This window comes from Micromonospora sp. NPDC047756 (assembly GCF_055587245.1).
The window spans coordinates 170,286-192,147 of sequence record NZ_JBVJGQ010000009.1 but is presented as its reverse complement, the minus strand read 5'-3'; the positions used below and the strand labels follow the sequence as shown (position 1 = coordinate 192,147).

At 70.8% G+C, this 21,862-nt stretch carries 24 protein-coding genes; 14 read left to right on the top strand and 10 right to left on the bottom strand.

Going from position 1 to position 21,862, the window contains the following annotated elements:
• Positions 1-98 precede the first annotated feature (98 nt).
• From ACZ6NZ_RS28535 to ACZ6NZ_RS28525, 3 genes are all read left to right on the top strand, one after another.
• Entirely contained in the window at positions 99-1,241 is a 1,143-nt protein-coding gene (locus ACZ6NZ_RS28535; RefSeq protein WP_366608141.1) for an LCP family protein, read from the top strand.
• 88 nt (positions 1,242-1,329) lie between these two features.
• Complete coding sequence (locus tag ACZ6NZ_RS28530; RefSeq protein ID WP_366608053.1) at positions 1,330-1,611, top strand: F0F1 ATP synthase subunit epsilon; 282 nt, start codon at positions 1,330-1,332, stop codon at positions 1,609-1,611.
• 12 nt (positions 1,612-1,623) lie between these two features.
• Entirely contained in the window at positions 1,624-2,079 is a 456-nt protein-coding gene (locus ACZ6NZ_RS28525) for a DUF2550 domain-containing protein (RefSeq protein ID WP_366608054.1), read from the top strand.
• 403 nt (positions 2,080-2,482) lie between these two features.
• Here ACZ6NZ_RS28525 and ACZ6NZ_RS28520 read toward each other — a convergent pair whose 3' ends face one another.
• Positions 2,483-3,055 carry a cob(I)yrinic acid a,c-diamide adenosyltransferase gene (locus ACZ6NZ_RS28520; protein ID WP_091405871.1) on the bottom strand — a complete coding sequence of 191 codons (573 nt, stop codon included), beginning with the start codon at positions 3,053-3,055 and terminating at the stop codon, positions 2,483-2,485.
• On the opposite strand from ACZ6NZ_RS28520, the gene murA reads away from it, so the two are divergent.
• Complete coding sequence (gene murA, locus ACZ6NZ_RS28515) at positions 3,054-4,496, top strand: UDP-N-acetylglucosamine 1-carboxyvinyltransferase (protein ID WP_465861023.1); 1,443 nt, start codon at positions 3,054-3,056, stop codon at positions 4,494-4,496. The two genes, ACZ6NZ_RS28520 and murA, sit on opposite strands and share 2 nt — an antisense overlap.
• A gap of 80 nt (positions 4,497-4,576) precedes the next feature.
• The gene (locus ACZ6NZ_RS28510; RefSeq protein WP_355008054.1) at positions 4,577-5,425 is read left to right on the top strand and encodes a 3-hydroxyacyl-CoA dehydrogenase family protein; all 849 of its coding nucleotides are present in this window, start codon (positions 4,577-4,579) and stop codon (positions 5,423-5,425) included.
• A 40-nt stretch (positions 5,426-5,465) separates the two neighbouring features.
• On the opposite strand, the gene ACZ6NZ_RS28505 is transcribed toward ACZ6NZ_RS28510, so the two are convergent.
• Both ACZ6NZ_RS28505 and ACZ6NZ_RS28500 read right to left on the bottom strand, forming a co-directional pair.
• On the bottom strand, positions 5,466-6,311 hold the full coding sequence (locus ACZ6NZ_RS28505; protein ID WP_465861022.1) for an ABC transporter permease: 846 nt from the start codon (positions 6,309-6,311) through the stop codon (positions 5,466-5,468).
• On the bottom strand, positions 6,308-7,159 hold the full coding sequence (locus tag ACZ6NZ_RS28500; RefSeq protein ID WP_465861021.1) for an ABC transporter ATP-binding protein: 852 nt from the start codon (positions 7,157-7,159) through the stop codon (positions 6,308-6,310). Before ACZ6NZ_RS28500 ends, ACZ6NZ_RS28505 begins: the two co-directional genes overlap by 4 nt.
• A 151-nt stretch (positions 7,160-7,310) precedes the next feature.
• Between ACZ6NZ_RS28500 and ACZ6NZ_RS28495 the strand changes: the two genes are divergently transcribed.
• The gene (locus ACZ6NZ_RS28495; RefSeq protein WP_465861020.1) at positions 7,311-9,317 is read left to right on the top strand and encodes a protein meaA; all 2,007 of its coding nucleotides are present in this window, start codon (positions 7,311-7,313) and stop codon (positions 9,315-9,317) included.
• A gap of 42 nt (positions 9,318-9,359) precedes the next feature.
• Here the strand turns inward: ACZ6NZ_RS28495 and ACZ6NZ_RS28490 are convergent, their stop codons facing one another.
• Together ACZ6NZ_RS28490 and ACZ6NZ_RS28485 are read right to left on the bottom strand one after the other, a co-directional pair.
• Positions 9,360-9,656, bottom strand: a complete 297-nt coding sequence (locus tag ACZ6NZ_RS28490; RefSeq protein WP_357756083.1) for a DUF1540 domain-containing protein — start codon at positions 9,654-9,656, stop codon at positions 9,360-9,362.
• An 83-nt stretch (positions 9,657-9,739) separates the two neighbouring features.
• Positions 9,740-10,357, bottom strand: coding sequence for a DUF4126 domain-containing protein (locus tag ACZ6NZ_RS28485; RefSeq protein ID WP_465861019.1), 618 nt, complete (start codon positions 10,355-10,357; stop codon positions 9,740-9,742).
• A 71-nt stretch (positions 10,358-10,428) separates the two neighbouring features.
• On the opposite strand from ACZ6NZ_RS28485, the gene nucS reads away from it, so the two are divergent.
• Positions 10,429-11,088, top strand: coding sequence for an endonuclease NucS (gene nucS / locus ACZ6NZ_RS28480; protein WP_366608060.1), 660 nt, complete (start codon positions 10,429-10,431; stop codon positions 11,086-11,088).
• Positions 11,089-11,096: 8 nt separating this feature from the next.
• Here the strand turns inward: nucS and ACZ6NZ_RS28475 are convergent, their stop codons facing one another.
• The gene (locus ACZ6NZ_RS28475; RefSeq protein WP_465861018.1) at positions 11,097-11,753 is read right to left on the bottom strand and encodes a class I SAM-dependent methyltransferase; all 657 of its coding nucleotides are present in this window, start codon (positions 11,751-11,753) and stop codon (positions 11,097-11,099) included.
• 80 nt (positions 11,754-11,833) lie between these two features.
• Complete coding sequence (locus ACZ6NZ_RS28470; RefSeq protein WP_465861017.1) at positions 11,834-13,330, bottom strand: aldehyde dehydrogenase family protein; 1,497 nt, start codon at positions 13,328-13,330, stop codon at positions 11,834-11,836.
• Positions 13,331-13,587: 257 nt separating this feature from the next.
• Here ACZ6NZ_RS28470 and ACZ6NZ_RS28465 point away from each other — a divergent pair, with 257 nt between their 5' ends.
• The 7 genes from ACZ6NZ_RS28465 (at position 13,588) to ACZ6NZ_RS28435 (ending at position 20,046) form a co-directional block, all read left to right on the top strand.
• Positions 13,588-14,004: an FHA domain-containing protein gene (locus tag ACZ6NZ_RS28465; protein ID WP_465861016.1), complete on the top strand. Its 417-nt coding sequence runs from the start codon at positions 13,588-13,590 to the stop codon at positions 14,002-14,004.
• Between the two features lie 80 nt (positions 14,005-14,084).
• Entirely contained in the window at positions 14,085-15,155 is a 1,071-nt protein-coding gene (locus ACZ6NZ_RS28460) for an alpha/beta hydrolase (RefSeq protein ID WP_465861015.1), read from the top strand.
• 125 nt (positions 15,156-15,280) lie between these two features.
• Positions 15,281-17,071 (top strand): 3-hydroxyacyl-CoA dehydrogenase family protein, encoded by a 1,791-nt coding sequence (locus ACZ6NZ_RS28455; RefSeq protein WP_366608064.1) that lies wholly within the window; start codon positions 15,281-15,283, stop codon positions 17,069-17,071.
• A 41-nt stretch (positions 17,072-17,112) separates the two neighbouring features.
• Positions 17,113-17,607: a SigE family RNA polymerase sigma factor gene (locus ACZ6NZ_RS28450; RefSeq protein WP_366608065.1), complete on the top strand. Its 495-nt coding sequence runs from the start codon at positions 17,113-17,115 to the stop codon at positions 17,605-17,607.
• Positions 17,604-18,758, top strand: a complete 1,155-nt coding sequence (locus ACZ6NZ_RS28445) for a hypothetical protein (protein ID WP_465861014.1) — start codon at positions 17,604-17,606, stop codon at positions 18,756-18,758. Before ACZ6NZ_RS28450 ends, ACZ6NZ_RS28445 begins: the two co-directional genes overlap by 4 nt.
• 11 nt (positions 18,759-18,769) lie before the next feature.
• Entirely contained in the window at positions 18,770-19,099 is a 330-nt protein-coding gene (locus ACZ6NZ_RS28440; RefSeq protein WP_355008042.1) for a hypothetical protein, read from the top strand.
• A gap of 137 nt (positions 19,100-19,236) precedes the next feature.
• The gene (locus tag ACZ6NZ_RS28435) at positions 19,237-20,046 is read left to right on the top strand and encodes an alpha/beta hydrolase (protein ID WP_465861013.1); all 810 of its coding nucleotides are present in this window, start codon (positions 19,237-19,239) and stop codon (positions 20,044-20,046) included.
• Between the two features lie 43 nt (positions 20,047-20,089).
• On the opposite strand, the gene ACZ6NZ_RS28430 is transcribed toward ACZ6NZ_RS28435, so the two are convergent.
• From ACZ6NZ_RS28430 to ACZ6NZ_RS28420, 3 genes are read right to left on the bottom strand one after another with little or no spacing between them, the layout of a single operon-like run.
• Complete coding sequence (locus ACZ6NZ_RS28430) at positions 20,090-21,463, bottom strand: AI-2E family transporter (protein WP_465861012.1); 1,374 nt, start codon at positions 21,461-21,463, stop codon at positions 20,090-20,092.
• Positions 21,464-21,476: 13 nt separating this feature from the next.
• Positions 21,477-21,665, bottom strand: coding sequence for a DUF397 domain-containing protein (locus ACZ6NZ_RS28425; protein ID WP_465861011.1), 189 nt, complete (start codon positions 21,663-21,665; stop codon positions 21,477-21,479).
• Positions 21,656-21,802, bottom strand: coding sequence for a hypothetical protein (locus ACZ6NZ_RS28420; RefSeq protein WP_465861010.1), 147 nt, complete (start codon positions 21,800-21,802; stop codon positions 21,656-21,658). The genes ACZ6NZ_RS28425 and ACZ6NZ_RS28420 overlap by 10 nt, the downstream gene beginning before the upstream one ends.
• Positions 21,803-21,862 lie beyond the last annotated feature (60 nt).

Sequence of the window (21,862 nt, the reverse complement as noted above, 5' to 3'; positions counted from 1 at the left end):
GCTACGGTTCGTTCCGCGCTCACCTGAACGAGCGTTGATCTGTGCAACCTTTCGACGACGTGCGCCCGTCTTTCTCGGCGTGGGCGTAACGAACGGAGCTGCTCGTGGGTAAGGCCGGCAAGAGTGGCCGCAAGCCGTCCCTCTGGCGAGGTGTGCCGCGGTGGGCCAGGCTCTGCACGGTGTTCGGCACCGTGCTGACCGTGCTCAGCGGCGCCGTGCTGGTCAGCACCGAGGTGTTGATGGCCCGCTACGAGGGGTCCGTCGGCAAGGCCGACCTCTTCGGCGACCAGGCGGCGGGCGCCCAGGCGAAGAAGAGCGACATCAAGGGTCCGCTCAACATCCTGCTCGTCGGCATCGACCCGCGTACGGCGACGGCCGCGCCGCTGGCCGACTCGATCATGGTGCTGCACGTGCCGGCCTCGATGGACCGGGCCTACCTGTTCTCGCTGCCTCGTGACCTCTACGTGCGGATTCCGGCGTTCAAGAAGGCCGAGTTCCCGGGCGAGACCACGAAGATCAACGCCGCGATGTCGTTCGGCAGCAGGGTGCCGGGGGCCAACCCCGACGCGGCGCGGGGCTTCGAGTTGCTGGCCAGCACCGTGCAGAACGTCACCGGCATCAAGCGCTTCGACGCCGGCGCGATCATCAACTTCACCGGTTTCCAGAAGATCGTCGACGCCATGGGCGGCGTCGACATGTACATCGAGCGCGACGTGAAGTCCGAGCACAAGCAGCCGGACGGCAAGCCGCGGCCGGGCAACACCCGTGGTGAGGGCTACGTCGGCCCGCAGGCGATCTACAAGAAGGGCAACCGGCACCTCAGTGGGTGGCAGGCGCTGGACTACGTCCGGCAGCGCTACCCGAAGAACGGTGTTCCGGATTCCGACTACGGTCGCCAGCGCCACCAGCAACAGTTCGTCAAGGCCATGGTCGGCCAGGCGTTCAGCGCCGACGTGGTGTCCAACCCGATCAAGCTGGACAAGGTGCTCCGCGCCGCCGGCCAGTCGTTGATCTTCAACGGTCGGGGCAACAGCGTTGTCGACTTCGGGCTCGCGCTGAAGGACATCCGCCCGAACACCATTGAGATGATCAAGTTGCCCGGTGGTGGAGTCTTCGAGGGTAAGAAGTACCTGGGCGAGCAGTTCCAGGACGGTGTGCCGGACTTCTTCACCGCCCTGCACAACGAGCAACTCGACCCGTTCCTGCTGGAGCACCCGGAATTCGTCAACAAGACCAAGTAGTCAGGTCGGCGTTGTCCCCACCCGCGTTGGGCGCGCCGCATCGTCAGGCTAGACTTTCGGCAATCCGTAGCCGCAGCAAGGAGACAGCGTGGCACAGCAGCTTCACGTCGAGCTCGTCGCCGTCGAGGAGAAGGTCTGGTCCGGTGACGCCGAGATGGTCGTCGCCCGGACGACCGAAGGCGAGCTCGGTGTCCTGCCGGGGCACGCGCCGCTGCTCGGCCAGCTCGCCGAGCCCGGGCAGGTACGCATCAAGCTCGCCGGCGGCGAGCAGGTCGCCTACGAGGTGGCCGGCGGCTTCCTCTCGGTGAGCGCCCAAGGTGTCACCGTGCTGGCCGAGAGCGCAACCCCGGTCTCCGCGCAGAGCCGCTGAGCCACACCGGGGATGGAGATCGTCGAAGGATTCGGAATCGGCGTTGTCGTCATCCTCGGCGCGCTTCTGATCCTCTTCGTCCGGCGAGCTGTGGTCACCCGCAGCGGCGGCATCATTCGGCTCAGCGTCCGGGTCTCCACCATGCTCGACGGCCGTGGCTGGTCGCCCGGCTTCGGCCGGTTCGCCGGTGACGAGCTCCGCTGGTACCGGATGTTCAGCTTCGCGATTCGCCCCAAGCGGGTGCTCTCCCGCAAGGGGCTGGCCGTGGAGCGCCGCCGGTTGCCCGAAGGTCAGGAACGGTTCTCCATGCCGGCCGACTGGGTGATCCTCCGCTGTACCAGTCACCACGCACCGGTGGAGATCGCCATGGCGCGATCGACAGTGACCGGTTTTCTCTCCTGGCTCGAGGCCGCTCCTCCGGGGGCGGTCTCGCCGCGTATGGCCTCCCAGGACTGGCCGGCTGCCTGATCGGCTCTTCTGTGGTTGCTCTTCTGGGTTTCCGGGGGAGCCCGCCCGGCTCCGGGCGGTCAGGCTTGATCCCTGCGCCGGTCGGGCTCCCCCGGAAACCCTGTCGCTGCCGCTGCGCGTCGGTCCGGCGCGGTTTGTGATCACCTGCCGTCACCGGTGCAGCTGAGTTCCGCCTTCTCGGCGGTCGGGTGGCACCCGGTCGCGCCGTCGCGGCTAGGCAGCCTGCTTGATCGACTCGGTTTTCTTGATGTCGGGGTGTCCGGGTGGCGGGGATGCCCCGACATCAAGGAACCAGAGTTGATCAAGGCGTTGGTGGGCCTTCGTCGACGAGTCGGCCCTGGCTACGCGTGGTGGCGGGCAGAGTGGGAACTCGGACCTCGACGTGGTGCGGAGCGCCCGACGTTCAGCGCTTGCCGCCCGGCACCCATAGCACATCTCCTGCCGGATTTGCCGTTCTTGACAGGATAAAGAGCAGATCGGAGAGCCGGTTGAGATACTTTGCCGGGAGCGTGCTGGTTCGTTCCGGATCGTGGCTGACCAGCGCCCACGCTGCCCGTTCGGCACGCCGGGCGACGGTCCGCGCCACGTGCAGCAGCGCCGCGCCTGCGGTGCCGCCGGGGAGGATGAAGGAGTCGAGCTTGCTCAGGCGTGCGTTGTACTCGTCGCACCAGCCCTCCAGGCGCTCGACGTACTCCTCGGTGACCCGCAGCGGCGGGTACTTCGGCTCCGGCTCGACCGGGGTGGACAGGTCGGCGCCGACGTCGAACAGGTCGTTCTGCACCGACCCCAGCACGCCGCGAAGCTCCTCGTCGAGGTTTCCCAGCGCGAGCGCGACGCCGATCGCCGCGTTGCACTCGTCGACATCCGCGTACGCGGCGATCCGTGGATCGGTCTTCGGCACCTGCTCGTTGTTGCTCAGCCTGGTCATGCCGGCGTCGCCGGCCTTGGTGTAGATGCGCGTGAGGTGGACGGCCATGACGCACAGCCTACGGATTCCCGACCTGACGATCCCGGCGCGGCCGGACAGCACCGCCGGCTGGCCGGTGGTGGTGGGCCCCGGCGACGCCGGCGATTCGGCGGTCAACGATGTCGACGTCATCCGGGTACACGGTGACGCCCGGCTGTCCGGCACCGTGCACGTGGTCGGTGCCAAGAACTCGGCGTTGAAGCTGATGGCCGCCGCGCTGCTGGCGCCGGGCCGCAGCGTGATCACCAACGTCCCCCGGATCACCGACATCGCGATCATGGGGGAGGTGCTGCGTCGGCTGGGCTGCGACGTCCAGTTCGACGCGGACGACCCGGTCGACCCGATGGTCGCCCGGGGCGGGGTGGCCCGGTCCCGGTCGGTGACGATCGACGTACCCGAGCAGCCGGGCGCGGAGGCCGACTACGACCTGGTCCGGCGGTTGCGCGCGTCGATCTGCGTGCTCGGGCCGTTGCTGGCCCGCCGGGGGTACGTGCGGGTGGCGCATCCCGGCGGCGACGCGATCGGGTCGCGGGGGTTGGACATGCACATCTCCGGGCTGACCCGGATGGGCGCGGAGATCTCCGGTGAGCACGGGTTCGTCATCGCCTCCGCCCCACACGGGCTGCGGGGCGCGGACATCGTGCTGGATTTCCCCAGCGTCGGCGCGACCGAGAACCTGGTGATGGCGGCGGTCCTGGCCCAGGGCACCACGATGATCGACAACGCGGCGCGGGAGCCGGAGATCGTCGACATCTGCACCATGCTCAACCAGATGGGCGCGCGGATCGTCGGCGCGGGCACGTCGACGTTGCGCATCACCGGTGTGCCCGGTCTGCGTCCGGTGCGCCACGCCACGGTGGGGGACCGGATCGTCGCCGGCACCTGGGCGTTCGGCGCGGCGATGACCCGCGGCGACGTGACGGTGACCGGGCTCGACCCGGCCTTCCTGGAGGTCGCCCTGGACAAGGTGGTGGCGGCCGGCGCGCTGGTGGAGACCCGGGGGGACGGCTTCCGCGTACGGATGGACGAGCGGCCCCGGGCGGTGGACGTGGTGACGCTGCCGTACCCCGGTTTCGCCACCGACCTGCTGCCGATGGCGATCGGGCTGGCGGCCGTCAGCGACGGCGCCTCCCTGATCACCGAGAACATCTTCGACGGCCGGTTCATGTTCGCCAACGAGATGATGCGGCTCGGCGCGGACATCAAGACCGACGGGCATCACGCGGTCGTCCGGGGCCGGGACCGGCTCTCCGGTGCCCCGGTGCGGGCCACCGACATCCGGGCCGGAGCAGGGTTGATCATCGCCGGACTCTGCGCGGAGGGGGTCACCGAGGTCTCCCACGTGCACCACGTCGACCGGGGTTACCCGGACTTCGTGGCCGACCTGCGAGCACTCGGGGTGACGGTCGAGCGGGGCACCACGCCGGAGGAGCCGGAACTGGAGATCTGACCCCGACCGCCACTTAGCCATCGTTCAGTCTCGCCGACTAGGGTGCAGGCAGGCACTCAATCGCAGCGAGGGAGAAACAGATGGCGGGTCGACTCGCGGTCGTCGGGGCCGGGTTGATGGGTTCCGGCATCGCCCAGGTGGCGGCGCAGGCGGGCTGGCAGGTGACGCTGCGCGACCTGGACGAGGCGGCCACCACCCGGGGTCTGGGCGGCATCCGGAAGTCACTGGAGAAGTTCGCCGAGAAGGGCAAGATCGAGGCGTCCGAGGTCGAGGCGACCCTCGCGCGGATCACGCCGACCACCGACCTGGAGGCGGCGGCGGACGCGGACATCGTGGTCGAGGCGGTCTTCGAGCGGTTGGAGATCAAGCACGAGGTGTTCCGCGCTCTGGACAAGATCTGCAAGTCGGACGCGGTGCTCGCCACCAACACCTCGGCGATCCCGGTCACCCAGATCGCCGCGGTGACCGAGCGGCCCGAGGCGGTGGTCGGCACCCACTTCTTCTCCCCGGTGCCGATGATGCAGCTCTGCGAGCTGGTACGCGGGTACAAGACCAGCGACGCCGCGCTGGACACCGCGCGGGCCTTCGCCGAGGAGATCGGCAAGACGGTCGTCGTGGTCAACCGGGACATCGCCGGCTTCGTCACCACCCGGCTGATCTCCGCCCTGGTGATGGAGGCGGTCAAGCTGGTCGAGTCCGGTGTGGTGTCCGCGGAAGACCTGGACACCGCCTGCCGGCTGGGCTTCGGGCACGCCATGGGCCCGCTGGCCACCACCGACCTGACCGGCGTGGACGTGCTCCTGCACGCCTCGAAGAACATCTACACCGACACCGCCGACGAGAAGTTCTTCCCGCCGGAGCTGCTCCAGCGGATGGTCACCGCCGGCGACCTGGGCCGCAAGACCGGCAAGGGCTTCTACACCTACTGAGTTGTGGCGACCGGGGCGGGCACCCGCTCCGGTCGGCCGGTCAGCCGTCGCGCTTGGTGGTCCAGCGGAAGGTGGTCAGGCAGAGCACCACACCGATCACGCACCACAGAACCAGCACCACGGCCACCCGGCCCAGCTCGAACGAGCCGCCCGGCTCCTGGGCGCCGAAGCTCTCCGGCAGGAACACCGAGCGCAACCCCTGGCACATCCACTTGAGCGGGAACACCGCTGCCACCTGCTGCATCCAGGTGGGCAGGTCGGTGAAGACGAAGAACACCCCGGAGATGAACTGGAGCACCAGGGCCACCGGGGTGACCACCGCCGAGCCGCTGCGGGCGGTGCGGGCCAGCGACGAGATGGCGATGCCGCACAGGGTGCACGCGGTCACCCCGAGCACGGAGACCCAGCCGAAGGTGAGCCACTTCGCGGCGGTGCCCGGAAGGTCGAGGTCGAACAGCGCCACCGCGACGGCCAGCAGCAGCGCCGTCTCGGCGATGCCGATCGCCACCACCATGATCACTTTGCCGGCGAACCAGACCCACTTCGGCATCGGCGTGCCCCGGTAGCGCTTGAGCACGCCCCGGTCCCGCTCGATCGGGATCCAGATGCCCAGGTTCTGGAAGCTCACCGTCATCAGGCCGGTCGCGATCATGCCGGTGATGAAGTACTGGGTGAACTTGACCCCGCCGCCGATCGTGCCGTCGAAGATCGACGCGAAGATCAGGATCATGATGATGGGGAAGCCCATCGTGAAGACCACCGACTCCCGGCTGCGCAGGAACTGGGTGATCTCCAGTCGGCCCTGGCGCAGGGCGAGCGCGCCGGCACCCGGCCGTCGGCCGCGGGTCGCGGTGACCGGCGTCGCCGGCTTCGTCGTGGTCGTCATCGCGAGTGTCCGATCATCTTCAGGTAGACGTCCTCCAGGGTCGGCCGGGTCACCGTCAGCCCGGGGACCTCACCGCCGTGACGCGCGGCGAGGTCGGCCACGAGGGCCGTCGGCGTCGCGGTTTGCGCACGTTCCAGCGTCCCGTCCGGGGTGCGCCAGGAGACCGTGGCGAGGGCCTCCTGCCGATTGCCCAGCCGGTTGGGCGCGGCGACCTCGACAAGTCGGCCACCGGCGATCACGCCGACCCGGTCGGCGAGGGCTTCGGCCTCGTCCAGGTAGTGGGTGGTGAGCACGATCGTGGTGCCGGCCGCGGCGAGATCGCGGATCAGCTCCCAGAACTCACGGCGGGCCTCCGGGTCGAAACCGGTGGTCGGCTCGTCGAGGAAGAGCAGCTCGGGGCGACCGATGATGCCCAGGGCCACGTCCAGGCGGCGCTTCTGCCCGCCGGAGAGGGTGTGCGTGCGGGCTTTCGCCTTGTCGGCCAGCCCGACCCGCTCGATCACCTTTGCCGGGTCGTCGGCGTCGGGGTAGAAGCCGGAGAAGTGCCGGATCACCTCGGCCACGGTCAGCTCGTCGAACTCGCCGGTGCCCTGGAGCACGATGCCGACCCGGGAACGCCAGTCGGCGTCGGAGTTGGCCGGGTCCGCGCCGAGCACGCGGACCTCGCCGGCATCCCGGTGCCGGTAACCCTCCAGGATCTCCACCGTCGTGGTCTTGCCGGCGCCGTTCGGGCCGAGCAACGCGAACACCTCGCCACGGTGGACGTCGAGATCCACGCTCGCCACGGCGACGTTGTCGCCGTACGCCTTGCGCAGCCCTCGGACGGAGATGGCCAGCTCGTCATCCATGCCGTCAAGTGTGCGTCCTGGCAGCAGCGGGCGGGTGTCCGGGGTGTGGCGGTCCGCGCCACAGCGGGGGCTTGACGCCCGGACGTCCCCGACATGGACCTGTGTGGTTTTCCACAGCTCCTTTTACTGAACGGTAACTTAGACTCCGGCCATGGATGAGACGCCATTCCCGGGGCGGCTGCCCGAGCGGGACCGCCCGTGGGTGATGCGCACCTACGCCGGCCACTCGTCGGCCGCGGCGACGAACGCGCTCTTCCGCCGCAACCTGGCGAAGGGGCAGACCGGCCTCTCGGTCGCCTTCGACCTGCCCACCCAGACCGGGTACGACCCGGACCACGAACTCGCCGCCGGTGAGGTCGGACGGGTCGGCGTGCCGGTGGCGCACCTGGGCGACATGCGGGCGCTCTTCGACGGTCTCCCGCTCACCGAGACGAACACCTCGATGACCATCAACGCCCCGGCGATGTGGCTGCTCGCCCTGTACGGCACCGTCGGGCTGGAGCAGGGCGCCGACCTGGCCCGCTGCGCCGGCACCACCCAGAACGACATCATCAAGGAGTACCTGTCCCGGGGCACCTACATCTTCCCGCCGTCGGCGTCGCTGCGGCTCACCGCCGACGTGGTGGCGTACACGCTGCGCGAGATGCCCCGGTGGAACCCGGTGAACATCTGCTCGTACCACCTCCAGGAGGCCGGTGCCACGCCCGTGCAGGAGGTCGGCTTCGCGCTGGCCACCGCCGTCGCCGTGCTCGACGCGGTACGGGACTCCGGTCAGGTGCCGGCCGAGCGGATGGGTGACGTCGTCCAGCGGATCTCGTTCTTCGTCAACGCCGGGGTGCGCTTCGTCGAGGAGATCGCCAAGATGCGCGCTTTCGGCGCGCTCTGGGACGAGATCACCCGGGACCGGTACGGGGTCACCGACGCCAGACACCGGCGGTTCCGCTACGGCGTGCAGGTCAACTCCCTCGGCCTGACCGAGGCGCAGCCGGAGAACAACATCCAGCGCATCGTGCTGGAGATGCTCGGCGTGACGATGTCCCGCGACGCCCGGGCCCGCGCGGTTCAACTGCCCGCCTGGAACGAGGCGCTCGGCCTGCCCCGACCGTGGGACCAGCAGTGGTCGCTGCGGATGCAGCAGGTCCTGGCGTACGAGTCGGACCTGCTCGAATATCCCGACCTCTTCGCCGGCTCGCACGTGATGACCGCGCTCGTCGACGAGATCGTCACCGGGGCGCGGGTCGAGCTGGGCGCGGTGCTCGAGCTGGGCGGCGTCGTCGCCGCGGTGGAGACCGGCTACCTCAAGAGCGCGCTGGTCGCGTCGCTCGCCGAGCGGCGTCGACGGATGGAGTCCGGTGCCGACGTGGTGGTCGGGGTCAACCGGTACACCGAGACCGAACCGTCCCCACTGACCGCTGCCGGCGCGGGCGCCGTCGAGCAGGTCGACCCCGCGGTCGAGGCGGCCGCCGTGGACGGCGTACGCCGGTGGCGGGCCGACCGGGACGCGGCCGTCGTCGACGCGGCGCTGGCCCGGCTGCGCGCGGACGCCGCGACCACCACCAACCTGATGCCGGCCACCCTGGAGTGCGTGCGGGCCGGGGTGACCACCGGCGAGTGGGCCGGCGCGCTGCGCCAGGTCTTCGGCGAGTACCGGGCGCCGACCGGGCTGGCCGGCGCCACCGGCGGCGGCGGGGAGCCGGGCCTCGCGGCGGTCCGCGAGCGGGTCGCCGCGACGGCGCGGGAGCTGGGCAGTGGCCGGCTGCGGCTGCTGGTCGGCAAACCCGGCCTGGACGGGCACTCCAACGGCGCGGAGCAGATCGCGGTACGTGCCCGGGACGCCGGTTTCGAGGTCGTCTACCAGGGCATCCGGTTGACCGCGGGGCAGATCGTCGCCGCGGCTGTCGAGGAGGACGTCGACCTGGTCGGGCTCTCCGTGCTCTCCGGGTCGCACCTGGCCGCCGTGCCGGCGGTGCTCGACGGGCTGCGCGCCGCCGGCCGGGCCGACCTGCCGGTGGTGGTGGGCGGCATCATCCCGGCCGGTGACGCGGACACCCTCCGCGCGGCCGGGGTCGCCCGGGTCTTCACGCCGAAGGACTTCGCCCTCACCGGCATCATCGACGACCTGGTGACCGTCATCCGTCGCGCCAACGACCTGCCCTGACCGCAGGGTCGTCTCTCGGGCAGGTCGTCGGCCCGGCGTGGGTCAGCGGCCGGTGTAGGTCATGCAGTCGGCCATGTCGTTGTCCGGGCCGACCCTGATCGACGCCGCGTGGCACTCCAACTGCTCGTTGTGCCGGCAGTCGGCGCGCTGGCACGCCCCCACCTGCGCGATCAGGCTCTCCACGCCACCCCGGACGGGCGACTCGACGAAGGTGTGGCAGTGGGCGTGATCCATGCTGCCGATGGTGATCGCGAAGGCGTGGCAGTCACCCGACTGGTTGTACGCGCACGCGGCGACCACACATTCCTGGACTCGGGGCATCTCCAACGCTGCGGTCATGCCGACCTCCTCTAGGCTCTTGCCCCGATCCTAGGCTTTTGTCGCCCCGCGCAGCTCCGGTATTGCGAGTCGCCGATCACGCGTCAGACGCGGAAGCCGGCGGCGCGGGCGGCCTCCCGTTCGCGACGTCGATCGGACCGACGGCGGAAGAACCAGAAGGCGAAGAACGCCAGGCCGACCAGGGCGACGAGCACCAGCACCGGCAGGACGATCGCCACCAGGGAGACCACCACGCTGGTGGCGTCCTCGGCGGTGCTGGCGACCGGGGCGCCGATTCCGGCGGTGGTCGCGTTGATCACCGGGCGGGCCGCGGACTTGAGCAGATGCACGCCCAACGCCAGCAGCACGCCGGTGACGACCGGCACCCACTGGTGCGACGAGAAGAAGCTCCCCGGGTCGCTGACCGTCACCGTCTCCGACGAGGAGCCGGCACCGAAGGCCAGGCCACCGGCGGTGGGTCGGACCACGGTCTGGACCACGTCGTTGATGTGGTCGACCACCGGCACCTTGTCCGCCACCATCTCCACGGCCAGCAGCACGGCCATGATGGCGATGACCCAGCCGTTGCCGAGCCAGGTCCAGCCGCTGGGCAGGTCGATCAGGTCGGTGTAACGGCCGAGCAGGCCGAGGATGAGCAGGGGTATGTAGGCGTTCAGCCCCGCCGAGGCGGCGAGACCGGTACCGGTGAGGACTTCGAACACGGTCTCAGCATCGCATCGACGCGCCAGTGCCGCTCGCTGGCGACCGGGGGGTGCTCGGCTACCCTCGTCGGGTGCGGTTGGTCATTGCGAAGTGCTCGGTGGATTACGTCGGACGGCTCTCGGCTCACCTGCCGCTGGCCACCCGGTTGTTGATGGTGAAGGCGGACGGGTCGGTTTCCATTCACGCCGACGACCGGGCGTACAAGCCGTTGAACTGGATGAGCCCGCCGTGTCGGTTGGAGGAGGCCCCCGGTGTGTGGCGGGTCGTCAACAAGGCCGGCGAGGAGCTGCGGATCACCCTGGAGGAGGTCTTCCAGGACACCTCGTACGAGTTGGGTGTGGATCCGGGCCTGCGCAAGGACGGCGTGGAGGCGCACCTGCAGGAGTTGCTGGCCGCCAACCCGGGCGTCCTGGGTGAGGGGTTCACGCTGGTCCGCCGCGAGTACATGACGGCCATCGGCCCGGTCGACCTGCTGTGCCGGGACGCCAACTCGGGCTCGGTAGCCGTCGAGGTCAAGCGGCGCGGCGACATCGACGGCGTGGAGCAACTGACCCGCTATCTCGAGCTGATGAACCGTGACCCGCTACTCAGCCCGGTCGTCGGGGTCTTCGCCGCCCAGGAGATCAAGCCGCAGGCCCGGGTGCTCGCCACCGACCGGGGCATCAGGTGTGTGGTCGTGGACTACGACAAGCTGCGCGGCATCGTGAAGGACGAGCTGACCCTCTTCTGACCGGCGGACTACCCGGCGCGCACCGCGATCAACGACTTCGGCAGACCGAACACCCGCTCCACCAGCATTGTCGAGTCGGGGAAGTAGTGACGCATCTGCGAGCGGTCCAACAGCTCGGTCCAGAGCACCTGGTGGATGGCGGCGTCGTGGCTGCGGGTCGGCTTGTGCCCCAGCGGCCAGCGTCGGGCGAACGCGGTGCGCAGTCGTACCGGCAGGAACTGCATGCCGGGCGCGATCCAGTGTGGCTCGATGGGGAAGTAGCGGTAGGGCGTCTGCACCCAGTGCCGGTCGGCCAGTGAGCGGGTGGCGGCGGCGAAGCGGATCCGGCGTTCGTGCCCGCCCACATGCTCCAGCACCGAGTTCGAGAAGACCAGGTCGTAGCCGCCCTTGGTGAGGTGCGGGGGCAGGTCGCAGGCATCGGCCTGCTCGACGTGGGCCCAATCCGGGACGACGGCGGGCGGCTGCTCCAGGTTGACGACTGTCACCCGGGCCGGTCGGACGGTGGCGCGGTGCCAGGTGCCGAGCCGACCACCGAGGTCGACCACGTGCATGTCGCCGATCTCGGGAAAGGTGCGCGCCAGCCAGTCCGAGCGGTGTCGACGCCGTCGGGCGCTCCACGACTGGTCACTGTCGACAAGGCGGTAGCGCAATCGATTGGGGCCCATTTAACGCAATGTACCGCCGTGGCCACAGCGACCAAACATGTGGATGCGCCGATCCTTGTTGATGATCGGTTATCCGACACTCACCTGCCGTACATGACCTTGATGGCCTTGACGAGTCGGGCCACGTCGGCCGGGGTGCGCTCGAAGGTCATCGACGGCAGCAGCGACCGGGCCCGACGCCGGGTGATCGCCTTGGCCCGACCGAACTCACGCAGGCCGTCCTCGCCGTGGATGCGCCCGAAGCCGGAGTCGCCGACACCGCCGAACGGCAGGGTGGACATGCCGGCGAAGGTCAGCGTGGAGTTGATCGACGCCATCCCGGAGCGCAGTCGGCGGGCGATGGCCACCGCGCGCCGCCGGCCGAAGACCGAACCCCCGAGGCCGTACGACAGGGCGTTGGCGCGGGTGAGGGCCTCGTCGGCGTCGCGGACCCGGCTGATGGTCAGCGTGGGACCGAAGGTCTCCTCGCGCACGGCAGCCGACTCCTCCGGTACGTCCACCAGCACGGTGGGGTGGACGTACGGCGGCTGGACGGCGCTCGGGCCGCCGAGCACGGCGCGCCCGCCGGACGTGATCGCGGCGTCGATGTGCCGACGGATCACGTCGATCTGCTTGGGCATGGTCATCGGGCCGATGTCGGTGCCCTCCGGCCCGACGGTCAGTCGACCGGCGCGGCTCACCACCTTGTCGACGAAGGCGTCGAAGACGGCGTCGACCGCGTACACCCGCTCGATGCCGATGCAGGTCTGACCGGCGTTGGTCATGGCGCCCCAGACGCACGCCTCGGCGGCCGCGTCCAGGTCGGCGTCGCTGTCCACGATCATGGCGTCCTTGCCGCCGCCCTCGATGAGCACCGGGGTCAGCGTCTCGGCGCAGGCTGCCATCACCTTGCGGGCGGTGGCGGTGGAGCCGGTGAAGGCCAGCTTGTTGACGCCGGAGCGGCACAGCGCGGCACCCACGTCGCCCAGCCCGTGCACGGCGGTGAAGACCGGCTGCTCGGGCACCACCTCGGCGAAGCTGTCCACCAGCCACTGGCCGACGGCGGGCGTGTACTCGCTCGGCTTGAGCACCACGGCGTTGCCGGCCGCGAGGGCGTACGCGGCGGAGCCGATCGGCGTGAAGACCGGATAGTTCCACGGCCCGATCACGCCGACCACACCGTAGGGCTGATATTCGAGGTGCCCGGAGAACTCGGCCAGGATGAGTCGGGACCGCACCCGACGTGGACCGAGCACGCTACCGGCGTTGCGGGCGGCCCAGTCGATGTGTTCGATCGCGGTGACGATCTCGACGATGGCGTCGGCGATCGGTTTTCCGCCCTCAAGGTGCACCAACTCGGCCAGCTGCTCGATGCGCTTGGCCAGCAGGGCACGCCAGCGCAGCATCCGCTGACGGCGGCCGGTGAAGCCGAGACCCGCCCACCATTCGCCCGCGGCGCGGGCCCGGTCGACGGCCTGCCGCACGTCGGTGTCGGTGGCGACCGGGAGGCGACCGGCCTCAGCGCCGGTCGCCGGGCTGGTGGACACCAGCTGGCCCGCATCGATGACCGGAACGCCCGGGATATGCACTGCCGTCATGGCGGAAGTCTAGACCCGAGGATTACTCACCGGTAGGGTCCCCGATTCGGGGCCGGGGGAGCGGCGTCGCACCGACCCGGCCGATCGTTGATCAGTGCAGGTCAGGGCGTTGGTATCGGAAATGGCCCGCCCGAATCGTCGAACGGCAGGTGGCCGGGAGGTGACGAGAGGCTGACCGGCCGGTCGGTATTGACGACTACCGTCTGATGGCAAGCTGACGCGCGGAGTGACGGTGTGGGGTGGAGGGCTGACTGTCCATGGAGGAACATCCGGAACTGATGCCGCTGTTGACGGTCGCGGGTGGACCGATGCGCGGCGCGAGCTTTCGCATGCGAGCCGAGGTGCAGGTGATCGGCCGAGCGCCGACCGGTCAGGTGGTCATCAACGACCCACACCTGTCCCGTCGCCACGCCGAGGTGTGGCTGGCACCGGAGGGCCCGTCCCTGCGGGACCTGGGCTCCACCAACGGCACCTGGCTCAACGACCGGCGGATCACCGAGGTGGAACGACTCTCCGACGGTGACGTGATCCGGCTGGGCCGTACCGAACTGCGCCTGTTCGACCCCGGGGTGGCGCTCACCGACCCGGTGGGCCTCAGCTTCGGCCCGTCCCGGCGCGATGTCCGACCGACGCTGCCGCTGCCGCTGGCCGCGCCACCGGGCTCGCGGCGCTGATCGCCTGGTGACCCGCCACACCGGGTCGCCCCGTCGGATGGCGGTTCGACACCTGGACCGGCGGGGGGACCCGTGGCACCATGCCGCGGATGGAGACCGAGCAGCGGACCGTGACGGCGAACGGCATCACTCAGGCGGTACGGGTGGCCGGCCCGCCGGACGGCACACCGGTCCTGCTGATCCACGGCAACTGCTCGTCCGCGCTGTTCTGGGAGCCGCTGGTCCGCCGTCTGCCGCCGACGCTGCGGGTGGTCGCCCCCGACCTGCGGGGGTACGGCGACTCCGCCACCGCGCCGGTGGACGCCACCCGGGGCCTGCGGGACTTCTCCGACGACGTGGCCGCACTGCTGGACGACCCGACGCTCTTCGACGCCGACGCGCGACCGGTGGTGGTCGGGCACTCCCTCGGCGGCGGGGTGGCGATGCGCCTGCTGGTCGACCATCCGCACCGGGTGGGGGCGTTGCTGCTGGCCGCACCGGTCTCCCCGTACGGCTTCGGCGGCACCCGCGACCTGACCGGCACACCGACCACCCCCGACTTCGCCGGCACCGGCGCCGGCACGGCGAACCCGGACTTCGTCGCCCGCCTCGCGGCCGGTGACCGGAGCGCGGACGCGCCGGCCAGCCCGCGCGCCGTGCTGCGAGCCACCTATGTGGCCGATCCCGCCTCGCTGGGCGCCGACGAGGAACTGCTGCTGGACACCGTGCTCTCCACCGCCACCGGCGACGACAACTACCCGGGCACGGCGGTGCCGTCGGAGAACTGGCCGGGCACCGCGCCGGGGGAGCGCGGGGTGCTCAACGCGCTCGCGCCGACCTGGTTCCGGCTCGCCGACGAGCTGGTGGCCGTCGCCGAGAAACCCCCGGTCACCTGGGTACGCGGAGACGTCGACGTCATCGTCTCGGACACCTCGCTGTTCGACCTGGCGTACCTGGGTTCGCTGGATCTCGTGCCCGGCTGGCCCGGCGCGGACGCCTGCCCGCCGCAGCCGATGGTCGGCCAGACCCGGGCGGTGCTCGACCGCTACGCGGCGGCCGGCGGCGCGTACCACGAGGTGGTGCTGCCCGGCTGCGGGCACAGCCCGCACCTGGAGCGCCCTTCGGAGTTCGTCGCGGAACTGTTGGCCCTGACCAGCGTGGCGGCCGGATAACGGCACCGCGGGGTCGTGGGTGACATAGGCCACGGCGTCTCGACAACTCACCGTCACGTGGCAGACTCGCGCGCATAACCTTAGCGGCCGTTCAGTGGCCGTGCGGAGTCCCGGGGAGGCCGGTCGTGGCGCGCGAGTTCAGCACCGTTGGCGTGGTGGGGCTGGGCACCATGGGTGCCGGCATCGTCGAGGTCTTCGCCCGCAACGGCATCGACGTGGTGGCGGTGGAAATCTCGGCACCCGCGCTGGAGCGCGGCCGGGCCACCCTGAAGGGCTCCACCGACCGGGCTGTCGCCAAGGGCAAGCTCGCCGAAGCGGACCGCGACGCCCTGCACGAGCGGGTGCACTTCGCTGTCGGGCTGGACGCGCTGCACTCCGTGGACCTGGTCATCGAGGCGGTGCCCGAGCACCTCGACCTCAAGCAGCGGATCTTCGCGGAGCTGGACCGGGTCTGCCGACCGGAGACGATCCTCGCCACCAACACCTCGTCGTTGAGCGTCACCGAGATCTCGGTCGCCACCAGCCGACCCAACCAGGTGATCGGCATCCACTTCTTCAACCCGGCCCCGGTGATGAAGCTGGTCGAGGTGGTCCGCACCGTCGTCACCGCACCCGAGGTGGTCGCCGACGTCGAGGCGCTCTGCGCCCGGCTCGGCAAGGTCGACGTCACCATCAACGACCGGGCCGGCTTCATCGCCAACGCGCTGCTCTTCGGCTACCTCAACCACGCGGTCGGCATGTTCGAGTCGCACTACGCGACCCGGGAGGACATCGACGCCGCCATGAAGCTCGGCTGCGGCCTGCCGATGGGCCCGCTGGCGTTGATGGACCTGATCGGCCTGGACACCGCGTACGAGATCCTGGACACCATGTACCGGCGCGGCGGACGGGACCGCCGCCACGCCCCGGTGCCGCTGCTCAAGCAGATGGTGACGGCGGGGCTGCTCGGCCGGAAGTCCGGCCGGGGTTTCTACACCTACGAGCGGCCCGGCTCCCCGGTGGTCGTACCGGATGGTGCGACGCCGTCGGCCACCGACGCCGCGCTCGCCGACGGCGCGCGCGCCATCGCGAAGGTCGGCGTGGTCGGCTCCGGAACGATGGCCACCGGGATCATCGAGGTCTTCGCGAAGGCCGGCTACGAGGTCGTCTCGGTCACCCGCGGCATGGAGAAGTCCGCGACGGTCTGCGAGGCCGTGAAGACCTCGCTCAACAAGGGCGTGGTGCGCGGCAAGCTCGCCGAGGCCGACCGGGACGCCGCCCTGGGCCGGATCAGCTGGTCCGCCACGCTCGACCATCTCGCCGACGTCGACCTGGTGGTCGAGGCGGTGGTCGAGGAGCTGAGCGTCAAGAAGGCCCTCTTCGCCAGCCTCGACGAGATCTGCAAGCCGGGTGTGGTCCTGGCCACCACCACCTCGTCGCTGCCGGTGATCGACGTGGCGATGGCCACCCAGCGCCCGGCCGACGTGGTGGGGCTGCACTTCTTCAACCCGGCCCCGGTGATGCCGTTGGTCGAGGTCGTCCGCACCATCCGCACCTCACCGGAGGCCACCGCCACCGCCCGCGCCGTCTGCGCCGCGCTCGGCAAGACCGGCGTTGTCTGCGGCGACCGGTCCGGCTTCATCGTCAACGCGCTGCTCTTCCCGTACCTGAACGACGCGGTGAAGATGCTGGAGGCCAGCTACTCGACGGCCGACGACATCGACCACGCCATGAAGTTGGGCTGCGGCTACCCGATGGGCCCGTTCGAGCTGCTCGACGTGGTCGGGCTGGACGTCTCGCTGGCCATCCAGCGCGAGCTGTACCTGGAACTGCGCGAGCCGGGTTTCGCGCCCGCGCCGCTGCTGGAGCACCTGGTCACCGCCGGCTACCTGGGCCGTAAGACCCGCCGCGGCTTCCGCGACCACTCGCACCGCTGAGCGGTGTCAACAGCGCGCGCCGGTGACGGCGTCTGAGTGGTGTGACCTTCGAGGAGTACGTCAGCAGTCGCGGGCCGGCGCTCGTCCGGCTGGCCCGACTGCTGACCGGTGACGAACACCGGGCCGAGGACCTCACCCAGGACGTGTTGGCGCGCGCGTACGTGCACTGGCGCAAGATCTCCCGCGCCGACCACCCGGACGTGTACGTGCGCCGGATGATGGTCAACGCCAACACCTCCTGGTGGCGCCGCAGATCCAGCAGGGAGTTGGCCACGGCCGAGTTCGCCGACCGGCCCGGGCGCGGGGACCTGGGTGGCGATGCGGCCGACCGGGACGAGATGTGGCGGCTGATCCTCGGCCTGCCCGACCGGCAGCGCGCGGTGCTCGTGCTGCGCTACTACGAGGACCTCGACGACTCGAGCATCGCCCAGATTCTCGGCTGTTCCCCGGTCACCGTCCGCACCCACGCGATGCGGGCGCTCAGCCAGCTGCGGGAGCGCCACGGCGTCCCCACGACGAACGGGAGCCGGCCGTGACCGACCTCGACGAGCGGATCGCACGGGCGCTGCGGGAGAGGGCCGACGGGCCCGTGGACACCGGCAGCCTGCTGACGGCGGCGGTGAACGGGGGACGGGCCCGGCGGCGGCGACGGCGCGCCGTCATCGGGGCGGCGCTCGGCGTCGCGGTGCTGCTCGGGGCCGGTGTGGCAGTGCGTACGCCGGCTGCGCCTCCTCAGCCGGCCGTCACGCCCAGCCCGGTCGTGGTCACGCCACCCCGGGCACCGGGAGTGCCGGGCGCGGCGGCGCGCCCCGCCTTGGTCGGCACGGACCCCCAGGTGTTGCACTTCGGGGTCGACCCGACAGCGGCGGAGCCGGTCGCCTGGCGCTCCGCGGGCCAGGTCGAGAGCATGCGACTGGACCTGGGCGGCGGCGTGCAGGCGATGGTGACCGTTGCCGCTGACCCACGGACGGCCGAGACCGGTGACCCGAGCCAGTCGCGTGACATCGGCCCCGACAAGGCCACCGTCACCAGCGACAAGGAACTCGCCCCGCCTGGCCAGGACGTCGACGCCGCATCGCGGTACAACGGGGTGACACGTCAGCTTGACCGGGTCACGAAGGGTTGGGTGCTGCGCTGGCAGCCCGTTCCGGGCCTGTACGTCCGGGTCGCGGCTCTCGGGGAGACCAGCGCCGAGGTCCGCCGGGCGGCGGCAGCGCTCCGGTTCGACGAGGCCCGCCGTTGCGTCGCGCCGTTTCGATTGACCGCTCTGCCCCCGGGTGCCCGGATCAGCGCGTGCGAGGTGGCGGTACGCCAACTGTTCTGGCCCCGCATCGTGAACGTGGCGGGAACCACGACGCCGACGCAGATCCCCGACGCGGCCTCGGACCTCACCGAGGCGGCGCTGACCGTCGCTCTCCAGGGCGCGGCCACCCTACCGGTACGGCTCGACCACTCACCCCGTCCCGCCTCGCCCGGCCGGGCCACCGCCAAGGCCAATCGCGAGATCGCCGGCAGGCCGGTGTTCGACATGGGCGACTTCTGGCACGTGCTCGGAATTCCGAACACCCTGCTGTCCATGGGGTACGAGAACCGCTGGGAACGGTCGCCCACGGACGCGGAGGTCAGCACGGTTATCGGCGGGCTCCGGGTCGCCGACGACCTTGGCGAGCCGGCCACCTGGGAGTGACCGTAACCTTGGTGACTGTGAGCCCCCGTCGCAATCGCCCTCGCCGGGACGACAACGCCAACCTGGACGCCGACCGGGTCCGGCAGGGCGTCGCCTCGGTCCAGCAGTGGACCGACGGTGCCTGGCAGGTACGCGGCATCGGCGCCGGAGCGTCGGTCAAGACGTACCGTTGCCCCGGTTGTAACCAGGAGATCCCACCGGGGGTGGCGCACCTGGTCGCCTGGCCGGCGGACGGCCTGGGTGACCTGACCGACCGCCGGCACTGGCACAGCGGCTGCTGGCGGGCCCGGGAGCGGCGCGGGCCGGCGGTGCAGCGGGGCCGCAGCTCCCCGCGCTACTGAAACGACCGGTCCTCGGGGCGCTGCCGTGCTGGGACCGAGCCGATTGCCGGGGTGAGCGGGACCACCCGGTAGCGACCTGGGTCACCCTGTTCGTGCCTGGGCGGGCGGCGGCGGCGACTTCGCGACAGACTTGGGCGGTGAGCACAGCGATCCGCGCGTCGTCGATCCTGCCCGGCCGCCGGGAGAACATCGAGCTGCACACCGCCGACGGTCTGCGGCTGGTCGGTGAGCTGGCCCTACCAGCCGACCGGCCGCCGGTGGCCACCCTGGTCTGCCTGCACCCGCTACCGACCCACGGCGGAATGATGGACAGCCACGTGTTCCGCAAGGCGGCCTGGCGGTTGCCCGCGCTGGCCGACCTGGCGGTGCTGCGGTTCAACACCCGGGGCACCAGCAGCGTGCGGGGCACCAGCGAGGGAGCCTTCGACGGGGCGGTGGGCGAGCGGTACGACGTGGCCGCCGCGATCGAGTACGCGGAGTTCGCCGAGCTGCCCGACATCTGGCTCGTCGGCTGGTCGTTCGGCACCGACCTGGCGCTGAAGTACGGCTGCGACCCGACGATCGCCGGGGCGATCCTGCTCTCCCCGCCGCTGCGTTTCTCCGCCCCCGAGGACCTGGGCACCTGGGCCGACTCGGGTCGGCCGCTGGTGGCACTGGTGCCGGAGTTCGACGACTACCTGCGCCCCACCGAGGCGCGGGAGCGGTTCGCCGCCGTGCCGCAGGCCGAGGTGGTCGGGGTGCCGGGCGCCAAGCACCTGTGGGTGGGCGACGCGGAGACGGTGCTCGACGAGATCGTCCGGCGGGTCAACCCGGCCGTCGAGGTGCCGCTGCCGACAACCTGGGACGGCCCGATGGAGTCCGGCGACGTCAGCGCGTACGCCGACCGGACGGTGGCCGCCTTCGCCGACACCCCCGTCCCCGGCCCGGCCGCCACCAGGGCGGACTGACCCGACGGCCCACGGCCCGGCCGCCGGTCAGGTGGGCTGACGCTCAGCGGCGTTCCTGGCGGGGCAGCACCACCTCGCGCAGGATCAGTTGCAGCGCGGCCACCGTGGGGATCGCGATCAGCGCGCCCACCACACCCAGCAGCGCCACTCCGAGCAGCGCGGCCAGCAGGGCGGCCACCTCGTTGACCTCCACCGAACGTCGCATCACCTTCGGGTAGATGAGGTAGTTCTCCACCTGCTGGTAGACGAGGAAGAAGACCGCGCAGGCGATGCCGGTGGGCAGGTCGGCGGCGAAACCGACCAGACTCACGATCACCGCGCCCAGGGTGGCGCCGATCTGCGGGATCAGGTCGGTCACCGCGACCACCACGGCCAGCGCGAACGGGTACGGCAGGTCGGCGATCAGCGCGAAGACGAAGGTGGTCGCGCCGGCCAGCACCGCGATGCTCAGCGCGCCGACCATGTACGAGCCCACCTTGGCCAGGATCTCGTCGCCGATCAACTGCACCCGCTGCCGCCGCGACCGGGGCACCAGCGAGTAGCCCAGCGAGCGCAGCTTGTCGAAGTACGCCAGGAAGTAGATGGTCAGCACCAGCACGGTCAGCGTCCGGAACACCGTGCCGAAGATCAGTTGTGCGCCGCCCAGCACCCCGCCGAGCGCCCGTCCGACCGTCTCCGCGTTGGCCGCGCCCTGCACCCGCTCTACCACGTCGTACCGCTCCACCAGGTCGTTGACCGTCGGGTTGCGGCGCAACTCCTCGAGCAGGCTCGGGATCTGGTCGATGAACTGCCCCGACTGGGTGATGATCGGTGGAACCAGCGCCACGATGCCGCCGCAGAGCAGCAGCACCACCGTCAGGGCGACCGCCGCCACCGCCAGGCCGTGCGGCACACCCCAGCGGCGTAGTCGGACCACCGCCGGGTTGAGGCCGACCGCGAGGAAGAGCGCGATCACCACCAGCACGAGGATGCCGCCGGCATTGCGAATCCCCAGATAGAGGGTGTACGCCAGCAGCACGCCCAGCGCACCGGTGAAGCCGAGCAGGAAGCTGCTGCGGCGCAGTGGCCGCCCGGGTGTGCCGAACTTTCCGGACGGAACCGCCGGCGGCTCGTCCAGGTCGACCCCCGGAACGGGAACCGGCACCGGTGGTGGCGTCTCAATCGATGGTGGCGTCTCACCCGACGGCGGCGTCTCACCCGACGGCGGCGTCTCACCCGACGGCGGCGTCTTCGGCGGCGGTGGCGTCTCGGCCGGCGGGGGCGTCTTCGGCGGCGGTGGCGTCTCAGCGGCCGGTGGAGTCTCGGCGGGCGGTGGAGTTGCGGCCGGCGGTGGCGTTGCGGCCGGCGGTGGCGTCTTCGGCGGCCGGGGGTCAGGCGGCAGGTCCGGGTCGTCGCCGGACGGGTCGTGCTGCGGCATCAGGACCTCCGGCTCAGGCAGTCGGACGACGGGCGTCGGCCACGAACGCCCGCCACGCGGCCGGCGCGAACACCAACACCGGTCCGGACGGACCCTTACTGTCCCGCACTCCCACCGTGCCGGGCAGGTCGTGCGCCACCTCGACGCACTCCGCGTTGCCGCTGGGGCTGGACGTGCGCCAGAGCGCGCCGGTCAGGTCCATGAGGTCACGACTTCCTTCATCAGTTCCATCGACTGGCGGCGAGACATCGCACCATTTCTGATCATCTCCCAGCGCGCCAGCAGCGTAGTCACCTCATGGTCGCCATCGACCACGAGAGGGTCAATCCGATGCTCCATGTGCCTCACCCAACCACCGTCGACGCCTCGGCGCGCGGACGCCGCACGTTCCGCTTCGGG

Bases quoted from the DNA above. Each gene is read 5' to 3' on its own strand.
- ACZ6NZ_RS28525 (WP_366608054.1), top strand. From the start codon at position 1,624: ATGGAGATCGTCGAAGGATTCGGAATCGGCGTTGTCGTCATCCTCGGC.
- murA (WP_465861023.1), top strand. From the start codon at position 3,054: ATGACGCACAGCCTACGGATTCCCGACCTGACGATCCCGGCGCGGCCG.
- ACZ6NZ_RS28520 (WP_091405871.1), bottom strand. From the start codon at position 3,055: ATGGCCGTCCACCTCACGCGCATCTACACCAAGGCCGGCGACGCCGGC.
- ACZ6NZ_RS28510 (WP_355008054.1), top strand. From the start codon at position 4,577: ATGGCGGGTCGACTCGCGGTCGTCGGGGCCGGGTTGATGGGTTCCGGC.
- ACZ6NZ_RS28505 (WP_465861022.1), bottom strand. From the start codon at position 6,311: ATGACGACCACGACGAAGCCGGCGACGCCGGTCACCGCGACCCGCGGC.
- ACZ6NZ_RS28500 (WP_465861021.1), bottom strand. From the start codon at position 7,159: ATGGATGACGAGCTGGCCATCTCCGTCCGAGGGCTGCGCAAGGCGTAC.
- ACZ6NZ_RS28495 (WP_465861020.1), top strand. From the start codon at position 7,311: ATGGATGAGACGCCATTCCCGGGGCGGCTGCCCGAGCGGGACCGCCCG.
- ACZ6NZ_RS28490 (WP_357756083.1), bottom strand. From the start codon at position 9,656: ATGACCGCAGCGTTGGAGATGCCCCGAGTCCAGGAATGTGTGGTCGCC.
- ACZ6NZ_RS28475 (WP_465861018.1), bottom strand. From the start codon at position 11,753: ATGGGCCCCAATCGATTGCGCTACCGCCTTGTCGACAGTGACCAGTCG.
- ACZ6NZ_RS28470 (WP_465861017.1), bottom strand. From the start codon at position 13,330: ATGACGGCAGTGCATATCCCGGGCGTTCCGGTCATCGATGCGGGCCAG.
- ACZ6NZ_RS28465 (WP_465861016.1), top strand. From the start codon at position 13,588: ATGGAGGAACATCCGGAACTGATGCCGCTGTTGACGGTCGCGGGTGGA.
- ACZ6NZ_RS28460 (WP_465861015.1), top strand. From the start codon at position 14,085: ATGCCGCGGATGGAGACCGAGCAGCGGACCGTGACGGCGAACGGCATC.
- ACZ6NZ_RS28430 (WP_465861012.1), bottom strand. From the start codon at position 21,463: ATGCCGCAGCACGACCCGTCCGGCGACGACCCGGACCTGCCGCCTGAC.
- ACZ6NZ_RS28425 (WP_465861011.1), bottom strand. From the start codon at position 21,665: ATGGACCTGACCGGCGCGCTCTGGCGCACGTCCAGCCCCAGCGGCAAC.
- ACZ6NZ_RS28420 (WP_465861010.1), bottom strand. From the start codon at position 21,802: ATGGAGCATCGGATTGACCCTCTCGTGGTCGATGGCGACCATGAGGTG.